This window comes from Lapidilactobacillus wuchangensis (genome assembly GCF_003946645.1).
Lineage (GTDB): Bacteria > Bacillota > Bacilli > Lactobacillales > Lactobacillaceae > Lapidilactobacillus > Lapidilactobacillus wuchangensis.
This window is the reverse complement of the sequence record NZ_RHOU01000001.1, coordinates 71,558-89,789: the sequence shown is the minus strand read 5'-3', so window position 1 is coordinate 89,789 and position 18,232 is coordinate 71,558. Positions and strand designations below refer to the sequence as shown.

Annotated in this window: 23 protein-coding genes and 1 tRNA gene; 3 read left to right on the top strand and 21 right to left on the bottom strand. The window is 39.2% G+C overall.

Annotation, left to right across the window (positions count from 1 at the left end):
* Nucleotides 1-4 precede the first annotated feature (4 nt).
* The 3 genes from EKM82_RS00360 to EKM82_RS00350 all read right to left on the bottom strand — a co-directional run bounded on the left by EKM82_RS00360 (nt 5) and on the right by EKM82_RS00350 (nt 4,549).
* On the bottom strand, nt 5-3,124 hold the full coding sequence (locus tag EKM82_RS00360; RefSeq protein WP_125766349.1) for a metallophosphoesterase: 3,120 nt from the start codon (nt 3,122-3,124) through the stop codon (nt 5-7).
* A gap of 176 nt (nt 3,125-3,300) precedes the next feature.
* Nucleotides 3,301-3,388, bottom strand: a tRNA-Ser gene (locus EKM82_RS00355).
* 66 nt (nt 3,389-3,454) lie between these two features.
* Nucleotides 3,455-4,549, bottom strand: coding sequence for a DNA alkylation repair protein (locus EKM82_RS00350; protein WP_125766348.1), 1,095 nt, complete (start codon nt 4,547-4,549; stop codon nt 3,455-3,457).
* Nucleotides 4,550-4,981: 432 nt separating this feature from the next.
* Between EKM82_RS00350 and EKM82_RS00345 the strand changes: the two genes are divergently transcribed.
* Nucleotides 4,982-5,320, top strand: coding sequence for a VOC family protein (locus EKM82_RS00345; RefSeq protein ID WP_225419620.1), 339 nt, complete (start codon nt 4,982-4,984; stop codon nt 5,318-5,320).
* On the opposite strand, the gene EKM82_RS00340 is transcribed toward EKM82_RS00345, so the two are convergent.
* From EKM82_RS00340 to EKM82_RS11125, 3 genes are all read right to left on the bottom strand, one after another.
* On the bottom strand, nt 5,317-5,892 hold the full coding sequence (locus EKM82_RS00340; protein ID WP_125766346.1) for a bifunctional transcriptional activator/DNA repair enzyme AdaA: 576 nt from the start codon (nt 5,890-5,892) through the stop codon (nt 5,317-5,319). The genes EKM82_RS00345 and EKM82_RS00340 overlap by 4 nt on opposite strands.
* Nucleotides 5,876-6,403, bottom strand: coding sequence for a methylated-DNA--[protein]-cysteine S-methyltransferase (locus EKM82_RS00335; RefSeq protein WP_125766345.1), 528 nt, complete (start codon nt 6,401-6,403; stop codon nt 5,876-5,878). The genes EKM82_RS00340 and EKM82_RS00335 overlap by 17 nt, the downstream gene beginning before the upstream one ends.
* 128 nt (nt 6,404-6,531) lie before the next feature.
* Nucleotides 6,532-6,705 (bottom strand): hypothetical protein, encoded by a 174-nt coding sequence (locus EKM82_RS11125; protein WP_164508015.1) that lies wholly within the window; start codon nt 6,703-6,705, stop codon nt 6,532-6,534.
* Between the two features lie 629 nt (nt 6,706-7,334).
* Between EKM82_RS11125 and EKM82_RS00330 the strand changes: the two genes are divergently transcribed.
* Nucleotides 7,335-7,850, top strand: a complete 516-nt coding sequence (locus EKM82_RS00330; RefSeq protein ID WP_125766344.1) for a hypothetical protein — start codon at nt 7,335-7,337, stop codon at nt 7,848-7,850.
* Between the two features lie 67 nt (nt 7,851-7,917).
* Here the strand turns inward: EKM82_RS00330 and EKM82_RS00325 are convergent, their stop codons facing one another.
* From EKM82_RS00325 to EKM82_RS00280, 10 genes are all read right to left on the bottom strand, one after another.
* Entirely contained in the window at nt 7,918-8,223 is a 306-nt protein-coding gene (locus EKM82_RS00325; RefSeq protein ID WP_125766343.1) for a hypothetical protein, read from the bottom strand.
* Nucleotides 8,220-8,705, bottom strand: a complete 486-nt coding sequence (locus EKM82_RS00320) for a GNAT family N-acetyltransferase (protein ID WP_164508014.1) — start codon at nt 8,703-8,705, stop codon at nt 8,220-8,222. Before EKM82_RS00320 ends, EKM82_RS00325 begins: the two co-directional genes overlap by 4 nt.
* A gap of 59 nt (nt 8,706-8,764) precedes the next feature.
* Nucleotides 8,765-9,523: a hypothetical protein gene (locus EKM82_RS00315; RefSeq protein ID WP_125766341.1), complete on the bottom strand. Its 759-nt coding sequence runs from the start codon at nt 9,521-9,523 to the stop codon at nt 8,765-8,767.
* Entirely contained in the window at nt 9,495-10,067 is a 573-nt protein-coding gene (locus EKM82_RS00310) for an RNA polymerase sigma factor (RefSeq protein ID WP_125766340.1), read from the bottom strand. Before EKM82_RS00310 ends, EKM82_RS00315 begins: the two co-directional genes overlap by 29 nt.
* 511 nt (nt 10,068-10,578) lie before the next feature.
* The gene (locus EKM82_RS00305) at nt 10,579-11,343 is read right to left on the bottom strand and encodes a PH domain-containing protein (RefSeq protein ID WP_125766339.1); all 765 of its coding nucleotides are present in this window, start codon (nt 11,341-11,343) and stop codon (nt 10,579-10,581) included.
* Nucleotides 11,331-11,858 carry an RNA polymerase sigma factor gene (locus EKM82_RS00300; RefSeq protein WP_125766338.1) on the bottom strand — a complete coding sequence of 176 codons (528 nt, stop codon included), beginning with the start codon at nt 11,856-11,858 and terminating at the stop codon, nt 11,331-11,333. Before EKM82_RS00300 ends, EKM82_RS00305 begins: the two co-directional genes overlap by 13 nt.
* A gap of 212 nt (nt 11,859-12,070) precedes the next feature.
* Nucleotides 12,071-12,826, bottom strand: coding sequence for a PH domain-containing protein (locus tag EKM82_RS00295; protein ID WP_125766337.1), 756 nt, complete (start codon nt 12,824-12,826; stop codon nt 12,071-12,073).
* Nucleotides 12,814-13,341 carry an RNA polymerase sigma factor gene (locus tag EKM82_RS00290; protein WP_125766336.1) on the bottom strand — a complete coding sequence of 176 codons (528 nt, stop codon included), beginning with the start codon at nt 13,339-13,341 and terminating at the stop codon, nt 12,814-12,816. Before EKM82_RS00290 ends, EKM82_RS00295 begins: the two co-directional genes overlap by 13 nt.
* Before the next feature lie 343 nt (nt 13,342-13,684).
* Nucleotides 13,685-13,996 carry a DUF960 domain-containing protein gene (locus EKM82_RS00285; protein ID WP_125766335.1) on the bottom strand — a complete coding sequence of 104 codons (312 nt, stop codon included), beginning with the start codon at nt 13,994-13,996 and terminating at the stop codon, nt 13,685-13,687.
* A 16-nt stretch (nt 13,997-14,012) separates the two neighbouring features.
* Complete coding sequence (locus EKM82_RS00280) at nt 14,013-14,492, bottom strand: aminoacyl-tRNA deacylase (protein WP_125766334.1); 480 nt, start codon at nt 14,490-14,492, stop codon at nt 14,013-14,015.
* 66 nt (nt 14,493-14,558) lie between these two features.
* On the opposite strand from EKM82_RS00280, the gene EKM82_RS00275 reads away from it, so the two are divergent.
* Nucleotides 14,559-14,792, top strand: a complete 234-nt coding sequence (locus EKM82_RS00275) for a hypothetical protein (protein ID WP_125766333.1) — start codon at nt 14,559-14,561, stop codon at nt 14,790-14,792.
* Nucleotides 14,793-14,874: 82 nt separating this feature from the next.
* On the opposite strand, the gene EKM82_RS00270 is transcribed toward EKM82_RS00275, so the two are convergent.
* From EKM82_RS00270 to EKM82_RS00250, 5 genes are read right to left on the bottom strand one after another with little or no spacing between them, the layout of a single operon-like run.
* Entirely contained in the window at nt 14,875-15,402 is a 528-nt protein-coding gene (locus EKM82_RS00270; protein WP_125766332.1) for a hypothetical protein, read from the bottom strand.
* Complete coding sequence (locus EKM82_RS00265) at nt 15,389-16,024, bottom strand: ATP-binding cassette domain-containing protein (protein ID WP_125766331.1); 636 nt, start codon at nt 16,022-16,024, stop codon at nt 15,389-15,391. The genes EKM82_RS00270 and EKM82_RS00265 overlap by 14 nt, the downstream gene beginning before the upstream one ends.
* Nucleotides 16,021-16,740: a hypothetical protein gene (locus EKM82_RS00260; RefSeq protein ID WP_125766330.1), complete on the bottom strand. Its 720-nt coding sequence runs from the start codon at nt 16,738-16,740 to the stop codon at nt 16,021-16,023. The genes EKM82_RS00265 and EKM82_RS00260 overlap by 4 nt, the downstream gene beginning before the upstream one ends.
* The gene (locus EKM82_RS00255; protein ID WP_125766329.1) at nt 16,737-17,411 is read right to left on the bottom strand and encodes a hypothetical protein; all 675 of its coding nucleotides are present in this window, start codon (nt 17,409-17,411) and stop codon (nt 16,737-16,739) included. Before EKM82_RS00255 ends, EKM82_RS00260 begins: the two co-directional genes overlap by 4 nt.
* The gene (locus tag EKM82_RS00250) at nt 17,398-18,201 is read right to left on the bottom strand and encodes a hypothetical protein (protein ID WP_125766328.1); all 804 of its coding nucleotides are present in this window, start codon (nt 18,199-18,201) and stop codon (nt 17,398-17,400) included. The genes EKM82_RS00255 and EKM82_RS00250 overlap by 14 nt, the downstream gene beginning before the upstream one ends.
* Nucleotides 18,202-18,232 lie beyond the last annotated feature (31 nt).

Here is an 18,232-nt window from a genome sequence, read left to right as displayed (position 1 = left end):
CTCATTATTTATCTTGCTGTATTCTTTGTCTATCAACGTGGTTATATTTAACTGCATACTTATCAGAAATACTTTGTCGTTCATTTGATGGTAAGTCAATGAAATATAAATAGCGTGCAATCATAAACTGTACCATATTTTTCACCAACAAATTACCCTTCAAACTATCGTAAAAATCTTTGATAAGACCACCTTTGGGATTTGTATAAAGAATTTCCAACACAGTTCCAGATATTGTTAATTTTACAGCTGTATTAGTTGTTATTTTAAACAATTCTCTGTAAGTTACTTCTAATTCTTTATTTCCAGTATCCCGAATAAGTTTTTCAACAATCGTTAAGCATACCATTTCGCAGAAAGAAAAAACTAATTGGCCGGAAATTTTCTTCAATTCCACATCCGTCAAATCTTTTTCAGGATTATCTTGCTTAATTTTATCAGTAACAAACTTTACTAAATCATCACGTTCACTGTTAATAATCTCAAGAAGTTTTGATCCGGCGCGTAAGGATACCTTATAAGCCGCTTCTAGCAACTCAAGTTTTTGACTTGCAACAATTGTTCCGGAATAATCCTTGAGAACTTGACCAATAATTTCGGAGATTCTTGCTGCCTTATCAAGTTCCACAAGCTCTATACTCCGCTCCTTTAATGAAACCTTGGAAGTGTTTTTCTTATTATTTTGAGTATCATCAAATCTATCCTGCTGTTCATTATAAACAAGCCGATTTTCCTCAAAACTATGATTATCTTTTAAAACGAGTATTGGTAATTCCGTGATTAGATTATTTATTTGTCCTACATCATTTTCAAGATTAAGTTCTTCGTTATTTGGCAATAATTTTTGTGCTTGTTTTATAACTTCATCAAGTATGAAGGAATCCTTCGAATGATGGATTAAGAATATCAGTATATTTGCATTTATCTCTTTATTAGAATTCTCAATCAAGTTAGAAATTTCTGATTTCGTTATCTCTGGTGTAACAGTTATATTAGCGGATAAATAAAAAGCAATGAAATAGAAATTAATGTATTCGTATGAAAAGCAATATTCATTTTCTGAGAACTTCTTAATGATATTGCTTTGAATCAGTATATCCTGAAATTGACTCAACTTGTTCTGAGCAGGTGAAATAGCATATTTTTTGGTATATCTTGTGTGGAAATCACACCAAAAGTCATATTCAAAGAGTTGTTTATCAGCTTTAAAAAGTTCATAGGCTAATTGGGACAAATAATTGAAAAGTGTATTAGTTTTTTCCTGAGATACACCGATTCGTATTAAAGCAGCAGTAATCAACACCTCGTAATAATATCCATTAGTTTGCTTTCTAAAAGCATCTTTTGATGCACCACTACTTAAACTTTGTAGAATTATCAAAATATAAATAGGTACCTGCGGAACATAACTTGATCCCAATACATCTGTAACTTCCGTTTGAAGTTGATCTATTTGAATTGATCTTTTTTGACTACTTTGTTCAAACTGGTGGTATCCAGCGTCACCAACTACCAACCACTTATTTATTAATTCCTCCCGTTTTTTCCGGCCAAAGTTTTTCAGAGAATATTCACTTATACTATTCGCGCCAAATATGTCTGAAAAGGTCACGATGTCAAGACTATTTTCAGGACGAAATTCTGACATAATCACAACGATACCAAATCTTTTTTGAATTAACTGAATTAAGTTTCGCTTTCCCTCCAAATTCAAATTAAGTAATTGCCAATCATCAATAAGAATGATCTTACGCTTAGTTGGCATTTGACGATAACGTTCAAAAAATTTTTCATCATAATTTGAAATAAAAGTTTTTCTTAACCAAGTATCGAAATTTTTGATATCACTTAATTTTGGTAGTCTACGCACAAACAATGGGGTTAAACCTGAGATCGATGACTGTTCAAAAATCTTTTTCAAAAAGGAAGTTTTTCCACTTTCTCTCTCTCCTTGAACAAACCAGACCTTCTCAGTTCCATCTACTAATTTTGCAACCTGCAGCTTGGAGTCAATTCGTCCTTTTATGCTCTCATTCTGTCCTTTTTCCTCCAGTTCAGGGAAAATAAATACATCATCTAACTCTAAATTCTTTTTTCTAGGATGAACAATTGGTGATCCGATGTCATGTAAAAATTCAGAAAAGTTACGCGATATATCAAAATTATCATCTCTAAAATTTAGATTATCTTTTTTAGTCTTTATTTTGATTTGAGACTTCTCATCACTTCCAAAATACCCCTCATCAACAATCCAAGAAAAAATTGTTGGTTTAAGAATTACACATTGCTCAGAACACTCAAGTTCGTATAACCCGAATTTACTGGTATATTGATTATTATTTTCCTGTAATGCACCCGCTTCAGAATATGCTATATCATTCTGGTCATAAATAACTTCTCTCTCAGTCTCAACATGCTCGTGACCTGTAATAATCCAATTAGAGTTTAACTCAATCTTTTCACGAACCTGTCTGCTATTATCAGGTGAATACCAATTGAGTGGATGGTGCATCAAAGAAACGTTGAAATTAACATCACGGTCATAATTTATTATTTTTAAATAATCTTTAGGTATAGTCATACTTCCACTTGATTCAGATATTGTTGAATCCCATGAAGAATTAATCGCATTAATTCTTAATTCACTTTTTCCATCAATTTGATAATCAAGGACAGAAACCAACTCGTTAGAATTAATCATTTTTAAATTAGTTTGAAAATTCGAAAAATTATTAATAAAGTCGTTAAAGTTTTCTTGTACATTTGAAATTAGAGATAAAGTCTCCGTGTCTATATCACAATCATATGTATCTTTTAATAATCTATTCCGAACAAACTGCGGCTTTTCAAAATCAGCATCATGATTTCCAGGAATAAACCATATATCAAGCTGATGACACTCGTTCTTTAATGAATTAATTAATTCATTAAAAAATAATTCAGCAATTTCATATTGTACAATCGTACCGCTAAAAGCTATGTCCCCACTAACCAGAATCAAAACCGCATCACTTTGAAATATCCTTGAATTCATTGCGGTTTTAATTGAATCAAGTTTATCAAATATTGGATCATCTATAGATGTAAAGTGAATATCGGATAAATTAAAGATCTTCAAGGTCATTTTTCTATCTCCCTAAACTACTATTTTTTATACCCAACAACTCACATAAGTTTAAAATTTAATACTGATTTAGCTGCAATACTATTGACTATTCTATATCTACAAAAGTGCAAAATAAAAATTCCACATCATTAAAGACAATGGAATTAAAAATAAACTTATATGTCAAAATAGAAAGGAGAGTACAGGATTTGAACCTGCGCGCCGGTATTAGCCGGTTCGCCGGATTTCGAGTCCGGTGCATTACCACTCTGCCAACTCTCCAAATGGTACTTAGATAGTATAGCACAAATACCATTTCTGACAAGCTTTCATTGAGGTTATTCGGAATCAGATGGTTAAGTTGATTTGAATTGTCGCGGTGGGTTCTGTATTCACCAACAACTCCACCAAATGATCACCAGCATAGAGTTTTCTGGTAGTCAGTTGTTGCCACTTAATCTTGAATTGACCTTGATACAGCTGACCGGGTTTTAAATTAAGGCGTTTTATAAAGAAGTCCTTCGCTGAAGTTTGGCCATTCTGACGCACGTAATGGATGCGGTAACCTAGATAAAGAGGCACAACTGTTTTGGCACCAGTTGCTTGGAGTTGATAATTGAATTCACTAGCAGTTTCTAGGGCCGCCTTCTTTTGACGCACCGTTAATTTAGCGGTTGTCAATTGCTCGGCAGCAGTTGGTTGATAGCCAAGTAATTGCAGAACTTCAGGTTGACCTTGCTTAAAAAGCGTCCGCAACCCGCGCTGAAGCACCCAATTACCAGTCTCACTTTCATTCCAATGTTGCTGACAAAAGTCCAAGACCAATTGGGGATGATCTTTACTAATATCATTGAGATTATTGGCAACACTTTTCTGGACGTAAACTTCAGAATCGTTTAATAACCGAGTTAAAACTGGCATTACCGGCTGAGGATCGGCGACGAATTGTTGCAAGCGAATGCCCCACGGTAGCCGTGGCCGCATGCCTTCACTGGCTAAACGTCGCTGATCAACTTGCTGACTGTAGGACCAAGCCACCATTTGGGCGCTGGTCGCTTCAGGATACTTAACTAAAAAAGGCCGAATGGCGAACTCGGCGCTAGAATATTGGGTCAACAAAGCTAGTGTTGCCATTGAGGTGTCCCAATCAGCCAAGCCGTAAGTCGCCACATAATTAGGCAAGACAATTGCAGCTAAGCCGTGAAATTGAGGACCGATTTGGCGCAAAATAGTTGCGGCCGCTGAGAAATCTGCAGGCAGTTGTTGATGCAAACTCACCGTGATTTGGTCACGACGTTCCATTAATTTTAAATCAGCCCAGTTAGGTACGAGACAATCATTTATAAATTGTTGTTCGGAAAAAGTTGGCTCAACGCGGTTAATCGCTTGAGCCAATTCAGTTAAAAAGTCGATTGAATATAAATCTTTTAAAAGTGTTGCCATGAAAATAACTCCTAATCAGTTTATTATTTGGCGAATTGATAGCTCTGGATCAAAAGTTGTTCAATATCAGTTAAGGAAATACTGTCATCTAAGAAATTTTTGCCCAGTGCTGCTTGTCCATGTGGTAACCCGGATAATAACCTGGTTGTTTTGTTAAAGTGGCTAAATCAGCGACGGCCACACGAAAATCAAGAATTTCAATCAATTCTTGACTCGTCCCTGCTAGCTTAGCTGCCGGGAACCACTTGACGATGATTGAAAATAGCTGTTAATTGCATATTCATAACTTCTTTCTCAATGGCGCTAGGCCCATTTTAACAAATAGAACTGAGGTTGACGGTTAGAAATTGCAAAATTTACTGGCTGGCGCTATGATTTTGATAATTAAACATATTGAAAGAGGTTTTAAAATTGATCAGTAAATCAAGAGTAATGTTATACGTGAACGATGTGGATCGGATGACCGAATTTTGGACTGAAGAATTACAAACCACGATTGTAGAAACAATGGCCTTACCAGCCGGCTTTCATGGCCAAGTGATCAAAATTTCTGATGAATTTGAATTGGTGCTCTTTCCTAAAGAATTTGCTCAGAAATATTCACCAGAAGTGCCGACGACCACACCTTCATTAATGTTTTACAGCAATCGTTTCGAGCAAATGCACAAAATGATCAGTACTGCCGGTGAAATTACTGATAATAACGGCACTGCTACTTTCAATTTCCATGATCCTGAAGGGAATTATTTCGTTATGGCTAAAGTTGATTAAACTGACAAAAATTGTTGGCGATATTGCCGTGGTGTTAACCCAATTTGTTGGCGAAAAATCTTAATAAAATACGCTGGATTAGCCCAACCTACTTGGCGACCAATACTCGCAATTGTTGAATTTGTCGTTGCCAATAACAATTGCGCTCGTTCAAGTCGGATTTGGGTTAATTTTTGTTGCGGTGTTTGGCCGGTCAATTGTTGATAAACATGCCGTAAATAAGATTCTGAACCATGAACCTGTTTGGCTAATTCGTTTAAATCCAGCTTTTCCGCATAATGATGCTGCAAAACTTGATCAATCTCCAGCACCCACGTTTGATTGGAAACTAATTCAGCAGTGGGTCGACAACGTTTGCACGGCCGAAACCCAGCTGCCAAAGCCGCGTTCGGATCAGCAAAAATCCGAATATGTTCTCGCTTCGGTAAGCGCGATGCACAAGATGGCCGACAAAAAATCAGAGTACTGGTGACGCCATACCAGAATTGGTCATCAGCCTGCCGATCATTGGCAACGATTGCCTGCCACTGTTGGTCAGTCGGCCGGATTAATTGATTACTTGATGCGACCATGAGCCAACACTTTCTGGTCAAAGCCTTCGTGAGCTAACAGCGCAACTTTGCGGTCCAAGCCACCAGCATAGCCGGTTAAACTACCATCGCTTCCAACCACTCGATGACAAGGAATAATAATCGAGATGGGATTATGACCAACTGCCCCACCAACAGCTCGTGGGGAAACTGGGTGCTGACTAACCGCGCTCATTTTTTTCGCGATTTCGCCATAAGTGAGCACCTGCCCCTGGGGAATTTGCGCTAATACTGTCAACACCTGTTGTCGAAATGGCGTCACTTCTGGGGCCAGCTGCAATTGTGCAATTTGGGGATTGTCGCCAGCAAAATAAGCAGTCAGCCAATTTTTGGTCTGTTGTAAGATTTGGTTTTCCCCACTGGTAATTTGATCAAGATCATATTGACTGCCCTGATATTTCTGGCCGACAAACCAGAGACCAACCAACTGGTCAGCGCGCGCTAACAGGATGACTGGGCCTAATGGCGATTGATAAGTTGTTTGTAATAGCATGACCACACCTCCGCTAATGTATCGTTATCATAGCACTAATTAAGTTGGAAAAGTATCACTATCTGGCTTTTTAATTTTGGCCATGTGTTGCAACTGAATTAAATCGAACTTTAAATCGAGTTCAAAAACTAGCAAACATGCTGAAACTGACTAGCGTCTGACTCCATTGCGGGCTCTTTGGTTGTGGAACGCTGCCGGCATCGGTTGAAGCCAATTAAAAACCAAATTGTCTCCAACGCGAGCCTTTGTCTAACCGCTAAAGCGGCAAGACAAATTTGGCGGCTGACAACCACGCCCTCCATTCCGTCTGGAGTTGAGGTGGTTCACTTCAACTTTGTTTAGTGTTAAGGCATTGTAGTAGGATTAATCAACTTATCTGAATTGTTATCATGCTTGAATAATAGTATCAAAAGAGCTCGTTCGACATTTCCCTGGTTTCATCCAGAAAGGTTGTCAAACGAGCTCATTAGTCTATAATGATCTTTTTTCTAAATAGTGGTGCTCAGTTCTGTTAGTTTCATCTAGTGGTTGCTGGCGATTAACTTTTAACTTTGCTTGCATTGCCTTGAAATCAAACAAATCTACAGTGGATTAGGTTAGCTCAAAACGCAGTGGAGGCCGCCGGGTTGTCAGCCGCCAGATTCTTCTTGCTGCTTTAGCAGCTAGAAGAAGACTTGTATTTGAGATTGTTGCGTCAGCAATAAGCTCAAATCAACGTCGGCAGCGTTCCACAACCCGCCGGCCGCAACGGAGTTGTCCACCGTTCAGCCTATTACCAGTTTAGATTTAAATCGCCCTGCAACCACCTCCTCAATTGGGGAAGACTGGACATCAGTCAAACGACAAGCTTAACTCAAAACAGAACGAAAAGTTTCAGCTAACCTGTTATAATAATAGCTATTAACACCGTGAAGAAAATGAGGTTTTGAGAATGGATAAGGGTAAAGGGTGCGGCGGTTGCCTAGGCATATTTATTATTTTGTTAGTCCTGGGCATGCTGATCAAGTATTGGTATATCATTTTAGCCGTGGCGTTGATCGTGGTGGCAGTGGTAATTTATCAAAACCAGCAAAAGAAACAGAAAGCCGCTGAACAAGCAGCAGCTGAGGCCGAGCGCACGGCTGATGATCGCCGGATCATTAAATTAAAAAGTTTTAAAAAGATGTTGGACCAGTCATTGATCACGGCGGCCGAGTATGATCATTATAAAGCCCTGATTCTCAATGCTGATGCAGCTTTGCTGAACAGCGATCATGTTTTAGGAACGCTGACCGAACAAAATGGGTTAAATGATATAGAGCGAATTAAGCGGCTCTATAAATTCAAGCAGCTACTTGATGACAAGGCGATTACCCCTGATGAGTATCAACATTACAAAGAAAAATTACTGAATAGTGATGACCAACCTCAGGATTTACCTGACTCTCAAGATCCCTTAGAATTTTAAAAAGCAACCAATAAAAATCTCCCGCCAGCACGAGCATACTGACAGGAGATTTTTTAGTCGAGCGACACTATTTTTCTGTTTTATCCCAGGAAACTTGTTTGTTAGGAATCACAGATTTCAAGAATTGTTGCAGTAAAAAAATCAGTTGAAACAAGCTGGCCAGAATCAACACCAAACTAGCCACGAAAATCACTGGTTGTGCTGGCTGAATGCTGCCTAATAAAATGCCAATGCCTGTTAAGGTGGTGGCTAGTAATAAGTAAACCCTTGCTAACTGGCGTTTCTGATGATGAGCTTGAATACCGGCGCCAATCATCGCACCAATCGCAAGCAACAGTAAAACAATCATCGTCACTGTAATTAAGCTAGTCATTCATCAGCACTCCTTTTTTTCTCAAAGTAAGTAATGGTCATCCCCGGCTGTAATTCAATTCGTTGGCCGGTTTGTTGGAAGCCGGCCCGTTGATAAAAGTGCATTAGCTTTGACTCTTGGGCAATGGTATCCACTTGCCAACAAGTCACCGCCGAATCTTGTTCCTGAACTGCCTGAATCATCTTTAAAGCGTAACCACGGCCTTGAAATTTTGGCAAAATCAACAGTGGTGAAATACGCTTTGTTTGGGCGTCTTGAGGATCATCATGAACACAAATCAGCCCGACACGCCGCTGATCAATCACGTAGAAATAATAATGACGATCAGGCTGTTGCCATTTCCAAGTCAAAGTTGCCAGCGACTCACAATATGGGTCTGTTTGATCATCATGGTAACGCTGATATAAGTCCGCAAAAGCAAACTGATACATTTGCTGAACTGCTGGTAAATCATTTTCTAAAACTGCTGCTAAATTAGCCATTAATGCCATCTCCAAGCACAGATTAACATTATTCAATGACTAATGCCAACTGAGTTTGATTACCAATTAAAAAGTGCGCCTAAGAGTGACATCAGGAACATGATGCCAATAAAGACTGGTAAACCGACAAACAATATTTTTGAGGCCAAATCAGTATTACTGAAAATATAATCGAATTTGTTCGGCCGAACTACCCGATCAGTGATTTGCACGTGAGCCATCGCGGGAATCGTCAATAAATTCCGTTTAAATAATAAACCATTCTCATTCGTCAAAAATTCAGTGAAGACATGTTTATCATCAGTCTCAAAGTCCAGTGAGTAATAGGTGAAATATTCACGTTGCCAGAAATGTTCATTTCCCGGTACACTAATTTTGCGCTCAGCCAATTTAACGGCTTGTAATTGGTCATAGTTATAAGAGAAATATTGTTTAGGATTATCAAGAAATTCAATCACGATAAAGAAAATAATCCGCTGATTGGTGAATACCATTAAGCGATTGCCTCGCAAACTGGTTTGATCGTGAATATACTGTTTCGTCTCTTCAGTCTGCGGCGCATACATGCCCATAATGCCACCGGTCGCCATTTGACTATTTTCTTCATTGGTCATCGGCAATAAATTAATAATTTTCTCATCAGGTTGCAGAAGTTGTTGCACTTCATCAAGAATATGGCGCATGGTCAGGTACATTGCCACAGTCCGTTGTTGCTTGCGTTTTTGCATCTCCGTTGACAAATGGCTATTGATCGGTTTGTTTGGTAGACCATTGAAAGAATTCACGACTTCAATAAAGGGATTGGTAAAGATTGCCATGTTTCAGCGCCTCCTTTTGAATTTTCAACCGGCCCCGGGATAGATTCTTATAAACCGTGGCTGGCTTAATGTGCAATTGCTTGGCAATTTCGGCCGGAAATTGACCATCAACAAAATACAACTGAAAAATTGCCCGTTCCTGATCGTTCAAAGGCCTAAATAAAGTTGCCCAATCTGGCTCCGTGGGTTCTTCTTCCGCAGCCGTATTCAATGTGGTCGGCATGGCGACATCCTGCTTAATACCGGCTAAACCCTTGATATAATCCAGCGTTTGATTTTTAACGACCGTGCCCAACCAACTTTTAAAAGTACCCTTGTCGGCATCATACAAGTCAATTTTCTGCCAAATCTGATAGTAGGATCGATTCTCAATGTCTAACGTGTAGCCGCGCAAATATTCACCTTGCAAATAGTGCCAAACCACTTGGCGAATAAAGTCACCATACTGATCGATCAACGCGGACAGGGCCGCTTCTTGATGTTGTGCCAAGGCTGCCACTAATTCCTCATCAGTCACTTCAGCCACCTCCCAATTTATGCTCATGTACTTACAACCTATAATACGACTTTTGTCAGCGATTTCTGACCGAAAATGAAAAATAGTTATTTTTAATGCAAGCCGAATGAAATCTTAGCTGCGATGTAATTTAAGTTACTACCGAGTTAAGGTCAGTATTACTATTTGGAAACCAAATTATGATAAATTAAAAAGTCTATTTGAAAATTTCCCAGAAGAACCGGGAACTTTCAAACAGACTATTTTTATTGAACTATTCAATTTTAACTTCAACTTTAATGGCCATGATTTGCCCCACTACTCTGTCACAATCATTAACTACAATGATGAGTTCTAACTTAACTCCAGACGGAATGGCGGGATCTTGTCGTCAGCGGCGAAATTATTGTTAGTGCTTTAGGACTTACAATAAGCCTCGAATTGAAGACTTTTGAAAAAAGGCTTCAATCAATGTCGGCAGCGTTCCACGACAAGCAGCCCGTAATGCAGTCAGAACCAATTATGTTTAACGTATTAACTAAAAAAGATTTTAGTTCAGTCAGTGTAGCAGAGTCATGATCCACGTGGCAACTGCCGCAATAAAACACCAAGCCGTGATACCAAAGCCAACCCACAGGAAGACCTTGAATGAAAACGAGAAATTACTAAAAATATAATCTAAGCGATTAACGCGGCTAGCCTTATTTCCCACTTCAATATGCTGCATCCCTGGAATCGTCAACAAATTTTGCTTGAATAATTCACCGTTTTCTTTGGTCAAAAATTCGGTAAAAATATGACGGTCTGTGGTTTCAAAGTCTAAAGTATAAGACCCATAAGTGTGAGTCTTTCCGACATGTTCTAAATCGGCAGAACGAAAGTATTTGCTCTTAAGTTTAATGCTCTTGATACTTTCATATGAATACGAAAAATACTGATTAGGATCGTCCATAAACTCAATCACAATGAAGAAAATAATGCGGCGGTCAGTGAAAATCATCAGGCGGTTCCCGCGCAAACTAGACTGAGAGTCGCGATACCATTTGGTGGCTTCGCTATCTGGCGCGTACATGCCCATAATGCCGTCGGTAGCGTAACCGCTATTGGCCTCGTTGGTCATCGGCAACATATTAATAATTTTTTCACCGTCACCTAATAATTGTGTGACCTGATCAAGAACTTGACGCATTGAAATGTATAGTGCCACTTCCCGCTTACGGAATAGTTGCTTTAATTCATCCGACAGATAGGCTGGTGCCGGCTGTTCCGGCAAACCATTGTAAGAATTAATCACGTTAATAAAAGGATTCGTTAGGATTGCCATGCTTGTTGACCACCTTTCTGAATTTTCTGTCGTGCTCGTGAGAGATTTTTATAAACAGCCGTTGGTTTCATTTTCAACTGCTGAGCTATTTCCATGGGATACAAACCATCCACGAAGAAAAGTTTAAAAACAGTCAGCTGCTGCCCAGATAACTGCTGCAAATAAGGTTGCCAATCAATTTCTGGTTCAGGTTCATCGGCGGCTAAATAATCCGCGGCCAAATCCAAGTCTTGAAAAGTTCCCTTGAGGCCTTTCTTATAGTCCAAGGCTTGATGCTTAGCAATGGTACCCACCCAAGCTTCGAAATTGCCTTTGGCGGCATCATAAGTGTCAATTTTTGCCCAAATTTTATAATAACAACGGTTTTCAATATCCTGCGTGTACCCACGCTCATAGCCGCCGCGAAGATAACGCCAAATTACTTGTCGAATTAAATCACCGTACTGATCAATTAATGCATCAAGACCCGCCTCATCATGGGCGCGCAATTGTGCGAGTAACTCTTCATTATCCACTTGATCACCCCTTTATTACCCTTACAATACATACTACGCCAGCTGTTCATCAAACTTGACTCTTTCTGATAAAAAATTTACAAATAATTACCTGCAGTCAAGTCCGCTAAAACAAAAAAGATACGTTGCCATTCTCAGCAACGTATCTTTTACATATTCTGTATTGTTCTAATTTAAATTCTGACAGATTTATTGTTTAGCGCTTGTTATATTTATAAACCTAACAGCCAATTAATAAAAGCGCCTAATAAATTTCCCCCCACTAAAATAGTGGCGACAATCACGGCGATTTTATAAGATAAGGACGCATTACTGAACATTTGGTCAAATACCGTGAAACGTTTAACTTTGTCACCAATTTGAATGTCCTTCATTCCCGGAATGGTCAGCAAGTTACGTTTGAACAGCTCACCATTTTCTTGAGTTAAGAATTCAGTGAAGACATGTTTATCAGTCGTCTCAAAGTCAAAAGAGTAATAGCCATAATATTGTGGTTTACCCAAATGCTTTGGGTCTTCCGCCCGCACACGTTTAGCCGCCAGTTTGACGTATTTGATTTTCGAATATTCATATGAGAAATATTGTTTAGGATCGTCGATAAATTCAATCACAATAAAGAAAATAATGCGGCGATCAGTGAAAACCATCAGCCGATTACCCCGCAAGCTCGACTGGGCATCACGATAATCCTTCGTTGTCTCACTTTGCGGCGCATACATTCCGAAAACACCATCAGTCGCATAACCACTATTAGCTTCATTGGTCATTGGTAACAAATTAATGATCTGCTCACCAGGTGCCAGCAACTGGTTCACTTGGTCTAAAACCTGATGCATGGTAATAAACAACGCCACTTCTCGTTGCCGCCGAATCTCGGCCAACGTATCACTTTCTCGAGGTAACGGACGCGTTGGTAACCCATTCAAGGAATTGACCACATCAATAAATGGATTGGTTAAGATTGCCATAGTTGCGGACCACCTTTCTGAAGTTTTTGCCGCGCTCGCGAGAGATTCTTATAAACAGTCGCTGGTTTCATGTTTAATTCCTTAGCAATTTCTACCGGATAAAGGCCATCAACGAAAAACAGTTTAAATACTTGCTGCATTGAGCCTGATAATTGTTGTAAGTACGGTTCCCAATCAATTTCTTCATCAATAGCCGTCGTGGCCACATACTCTGGTAATAAATCCAAATCTTGGTAAGCACCACTTAGTCCACGCTTATAATCTAGGGTTTGATTTTTAACGATCGTCCCTAGCCAAGCAGCAAAATTACCCTTCTCTGGATCAAATTGATCGATATTAGCCCAAATTCGATAATAGGCCCGATTTTCAATATCTCTGGTGTAGCCCCGTTCGTAATCACTGCGCAAATAACGCCAGACAATTTGCCGAACCAACTGGCCATATTGTTCCATTAAAGCAACTAAACCAGCCTCATCATGAGCGCGCAACTGGGCAATTAAGCGGTCATCAGTCACCAACCCACCTCCATCTTTTACCCTACACCCTATACTACTCGTCAAATGCTCACAATCTGACAAAATTTGAAAATAATTTTAAAATAAGTCGGTCTTTCAAGGCAGACGTAATCTTCCCGGTTGATCTGACTTTTCTTTTTACTAAGCGGATCGGTACAAGGTACATCAGCAGAACTTCCATAGATAATCTATTTTAAAAAAACAAATAACCTGATTAACAATCTCAAGTTTGCACAAGAGCAATTGTTAATCAGGTTCTGTTAGTTATTGGCTGCTATTTTTAAAGTGGTGCTGGATTAAACTACTGCATCAGGCAGGAACAGCTTAAATCAATTTAACGACGCTATTCCACATCAGATGGCAATAAAATCGTCTGACTGCGACCATCATCATAAGCCAAAACTGTATTAGGATAGCTGGCATCGTAAGGAATGGGCGTATCAAATGTAATCTCAGTAGCTAATTTTTCCGTGCTAAAAGTAATTTCAACTTTGTTATCAGCATTAGGTGCCAAATCAAAGGTCAAGACATTATTTAACGGAAAAACACCCTGTAGATTCTGATCAATAATTGTCCAGAAGCGGTCAATCAAAGCATCGGGCAATTTTGAGGCTACGGCAATCGTAGCAAAGCGTTGATTCGAATTTTGAAACATGGACAACAACCTTTCTTTACGGGTCAACCACTAAATCGGCAACTTTACCATCAACAAATTTAATTAGTGGTTCTGGGGCAATTTTGACAGAGCGGCCTAATTTACCAGCCGACACCGCAATCGTTTCTGCTTTCAGCGCCTGCTGATCGAAATAAATCGGGAAATCGTGACGTTCATGAATACCGACCGGCGTATTAGCACCATGGACATAACCAGTCGTTTTTTCCAATTCTTTTTGTGGCAACATTCGCACGCGTTTATTGCCAGAGACTTGCGCCAATTTGCGTTCATCCAAATGTTGATCAATTGGGATCACACCGACGATCGGACCAGTTTTATCACCATGAAGCACGAGGGTTTTATAGACCCGATGATATTCGGCATCGGTTCCCTGCTGTTCACCTAATTTGAATTCCAAAGATTCATAAGGAATCTTCGCCTGATCAAGAATTTTTTCCACCAAAGTTTTATTTAATTTAGCTTTACGTTTTGACATTTTAGCACCTTAATTCTAGCATTTTTTAAAACAGCTCACTATAATAATGAACAAGAGGTGAGCAACTTGTTTTCATTTAAACGTAAAAAATCAACTGAGTCACAGGAATTTGACTTTGCCAAGATGATGGCGAATGTGCGTGAAGATCCCAAACACCTTGAGCAAGTCCAAGCTCACTATAAAGAATATTATCATCAATATCCGAAAAAATCGAACCCGGTGATTGATTCAAGTGCAAAGTCAGCCAAGCCGACGCAACATTCAAATGATAATTCTAGTGTAAACAGTTCTGTAAAATAAAATCAACTCGAAAGTGACTTTCGAGTTGATTTTTTATTATTTTTAAAGAATTGCTTGCTATTAGATTCGCTGACACCAATACTTAGCCTAATTCTTGATTAAGAAACAGTTCGTATTTAACTAAAGATTGCTTCTGTGGCACCATGAAAATAATTCTTGGTACTGACTGTGCTCGTTGCCAGTTAGTCACGGTTGTCTGAAAAGACATTTGAAATAACTGTTGCTCACCTAGTTTAATCTGATTCAAGTGGACTGGTTGTTGATTAATCCCCACAACATGGGCAATGGCTGATAATCCATAAGGCACTTCCAAGCGAACATTTTCCCAGAAAGCCAAATTAGCTGGGCGATCACCATAAGCTAATTTAGTTTGTTGATCAATCGTAAATAACACCCTAACTTTCACTAAATTGCCTTGATGTTTAATCGTTGGCCGATTAAAGCTAAACTTCAACGCTGGCGTTTGATACTCGCGATTTACGTAAACTCGTTTCTCTTGGATCGATTGATTACTACCAGCATTAACTGTTTGATAGCGCCAGGTCACACCAACACCAAGTGCGACAATGATTAGGCTAATGACCACTATTTTCCAGTTAGGCCGTCTCATCAAGCTTACCTCCGGATAAATGATAACCCTGCGTTGCCACACTCTCAACAAATTCATGATCATGAGACGCAATTAAAAAGGTCGTTCCTCGGGACTGATAATCACGAATAATATTAATCAATTCGTTTTTACTTTCATCATCTAAAGCATTCGTTGGTTCATCCAAGATGACCAGCGGCGGTTGACCTAACAACGCTTGAGCAATTCCTAATTTCTCTTTCATCCCGAGAGAAAATTTACGAACGGGTAAATTCGCAGCCTTGTTTAATTTAAAAATCTGCAATAAATTCAAAATTTCAGCTTGATCAACTTCTGGAATTAACATCGCTAATAATTGTAAATTCCTCAAAGCTGAAAATTCCTCGATTAAACTGGGGTTCTCAATTAATAGACCTGTCCTTAGCGGATATGGTTGCTGTGGCGTCACAATCTGATTATTGACGCTTAGTTCCCCAGTACAATGAACCAAGCCTAAAATCGCCTTTAATAATACGGTTTTACCGGCGCCATTCTCACCAGTTAACGTGGTAATTGAGCCTTGTTTAACACTCATTGTAATCCCATCAAGAATCTTGCCTTGTTTAACTGTCTTACTTAAATGGTTTGCATCAATCAAATTCATCCTAATCCCTCCCAGCTAAATTGCTGTAAATCAATCACAAAATAACCAGTGACCAGCACCAACAGCCAACAAATTAAGCTCGGCCAAACTTGCCACTGGTTGGCATCTTCTAAACGACTTAGCATCGTCAAATTCAAAAAGTTTCCTGGAATAATGACAAAAACCGTGAGCACTAAAATAAAAATTTCGATAATCATCCCCGCGTATCGATTGAACATGACTAAGATATTATCCAGAAAAAGTAAACTTAAGTTGGCACCGAAAATAATCGGCAATAAATACCATTCTTGGCCAATTATCGGCTGCTTAAGCAAGACCGTGCTGAGTAACATCACTAAACTCAATTGCCCCGAAGTGAATAAACTGTAACTCATCATTAGCCAGCAATTGGTCAAAGTAAATTGCCAACGCTGATACCCAAGACCATGCAACAAGCGATTACTACGTTGATTTAACCATGGTAAACCATCGCCAAATAAAATAATTGGCATTATTAGGATGACTAACCAGTTAATCGGTAACGAGATACGCCGGGCTGCCAAATCAGCTGCTGACGTCCCTAAAAATAAGACTTGGCACAAATTAACGTGTGGATTTAAGCGTATTTGCCAAGCGCTGCCAAAAATAATCAACCAACTGATCAATAGCCACAGTAAAATCTGCCACTTCAGGGCAGTTAATAACTGCCAAAACTGATATTTAAAAAGTTGTCTCATTGGCCTACCGTTCTTTCTGCTAAGGCAAAATTCAGACAAACACAAAAATCAATTAATAATAACAATAAACCTGTTAACAAGCCCCATTGCCGCCAAGTTCGTGGTGCCGTCATGATCAATAGTAAGCTGATCCGTTTACTAATCAACAACCAGAAATCAAGTCCGATGAAACCAAAGACCAGCATAAATGAAACTGGTTTTGAGTGAGTCAAGCGGCAAATCATCACCAGCATAAAGCTTAAAAAAAGTTGTCCTAATAATAAATAAATAAAACCAAACCACACCGGCCAACTAACTAGCATTATTTTGCCAGAACAATTAAGGCCAATAAATGTGCCTAAGACAAAACACCCAGTCAAGGTTAATTGGGCCAAAATGATGTTGGCAATGTCTTGCTTGACCCAAACATCATTTGTCCGAGTCGCACCATAATCAGTTAGTCGATGTTGAAAATTGTGCAACGTGAGGAATAAGGAAATAGGAAAATAAATAATGAGTAAATTAAATCGTTCAAAAATTAGCCCTTGTAATTGACTGCCCGTGGCAGCTCTTTGAGTTTGGCGCCAACACAAACCAGCTAATAACAGCGTTAAAAGTACCAATATTAACCTTAGTTTTTTTTGCCACCACAGTTGATAAAATTGTTGTCGCCAAACCTCACCAATATGCATGACGTCGGCCCCCGGTATAACTGAGCACCATGATCACTACTATTAACAAGCATGTTTCAATCAAGACAACCCCTAAGCTCAAATTTGCATTCGCACTTTCGCGAAGAAAATCACTGGGGACATAACTAATTTGATTACCAAGTGGCAAAACCTGATTACTAATCAGCAGCCCCATTTGTAATAGTAAGGACGCTGAGACCGCCAGAAATCGCTGGCGGACATAAAAACTGATTGCCCCAGCAAAAGCTGAAAAAAGGCCAGCCCAAACAGATGCTAAGAGAATTGATAATAATGCGTGCACTAGCGGGTGCTGGTAATAAAGCGGTACTAGCAACGTGTTCAGATTGATCACCAAAATATTACTGTTCAAAAATTCATCTGGCCGATTATTAGGCAATATTAAGAAAAACGCCAATAGATTGACTAGTAGACTAATGAAAATAGTCGCAGCACCCAGTCCGGCAATTAATAGCAGATAACGCCGGATTGTTTTATTTAAGCCGATGCGATTAGTGATTTGTTCAAAAAAATGTGTTTTTAAATCATTAGCCAGCAAAGTAACGCCGGGTAATGACGCTAATAAAGGTAGCAGAATAAAGAAAACAACTGGGGTCAGATTAAATTGGTCGATTGAAAGCCACGACGTATATGGTGAATCATAAAACCGTCCAGAACGCTGTTGAATTGTCCAAAATGATTGCCAGAATTGACCACCACTGATTATCAGTGCTACCAACAAGCTACTAGTAACTAAGCGCCAATTGATCCTTTGCCAAAGAAAACTTCTCATGATGAATTCACCTCCAAAAAAAGCGCGGGTC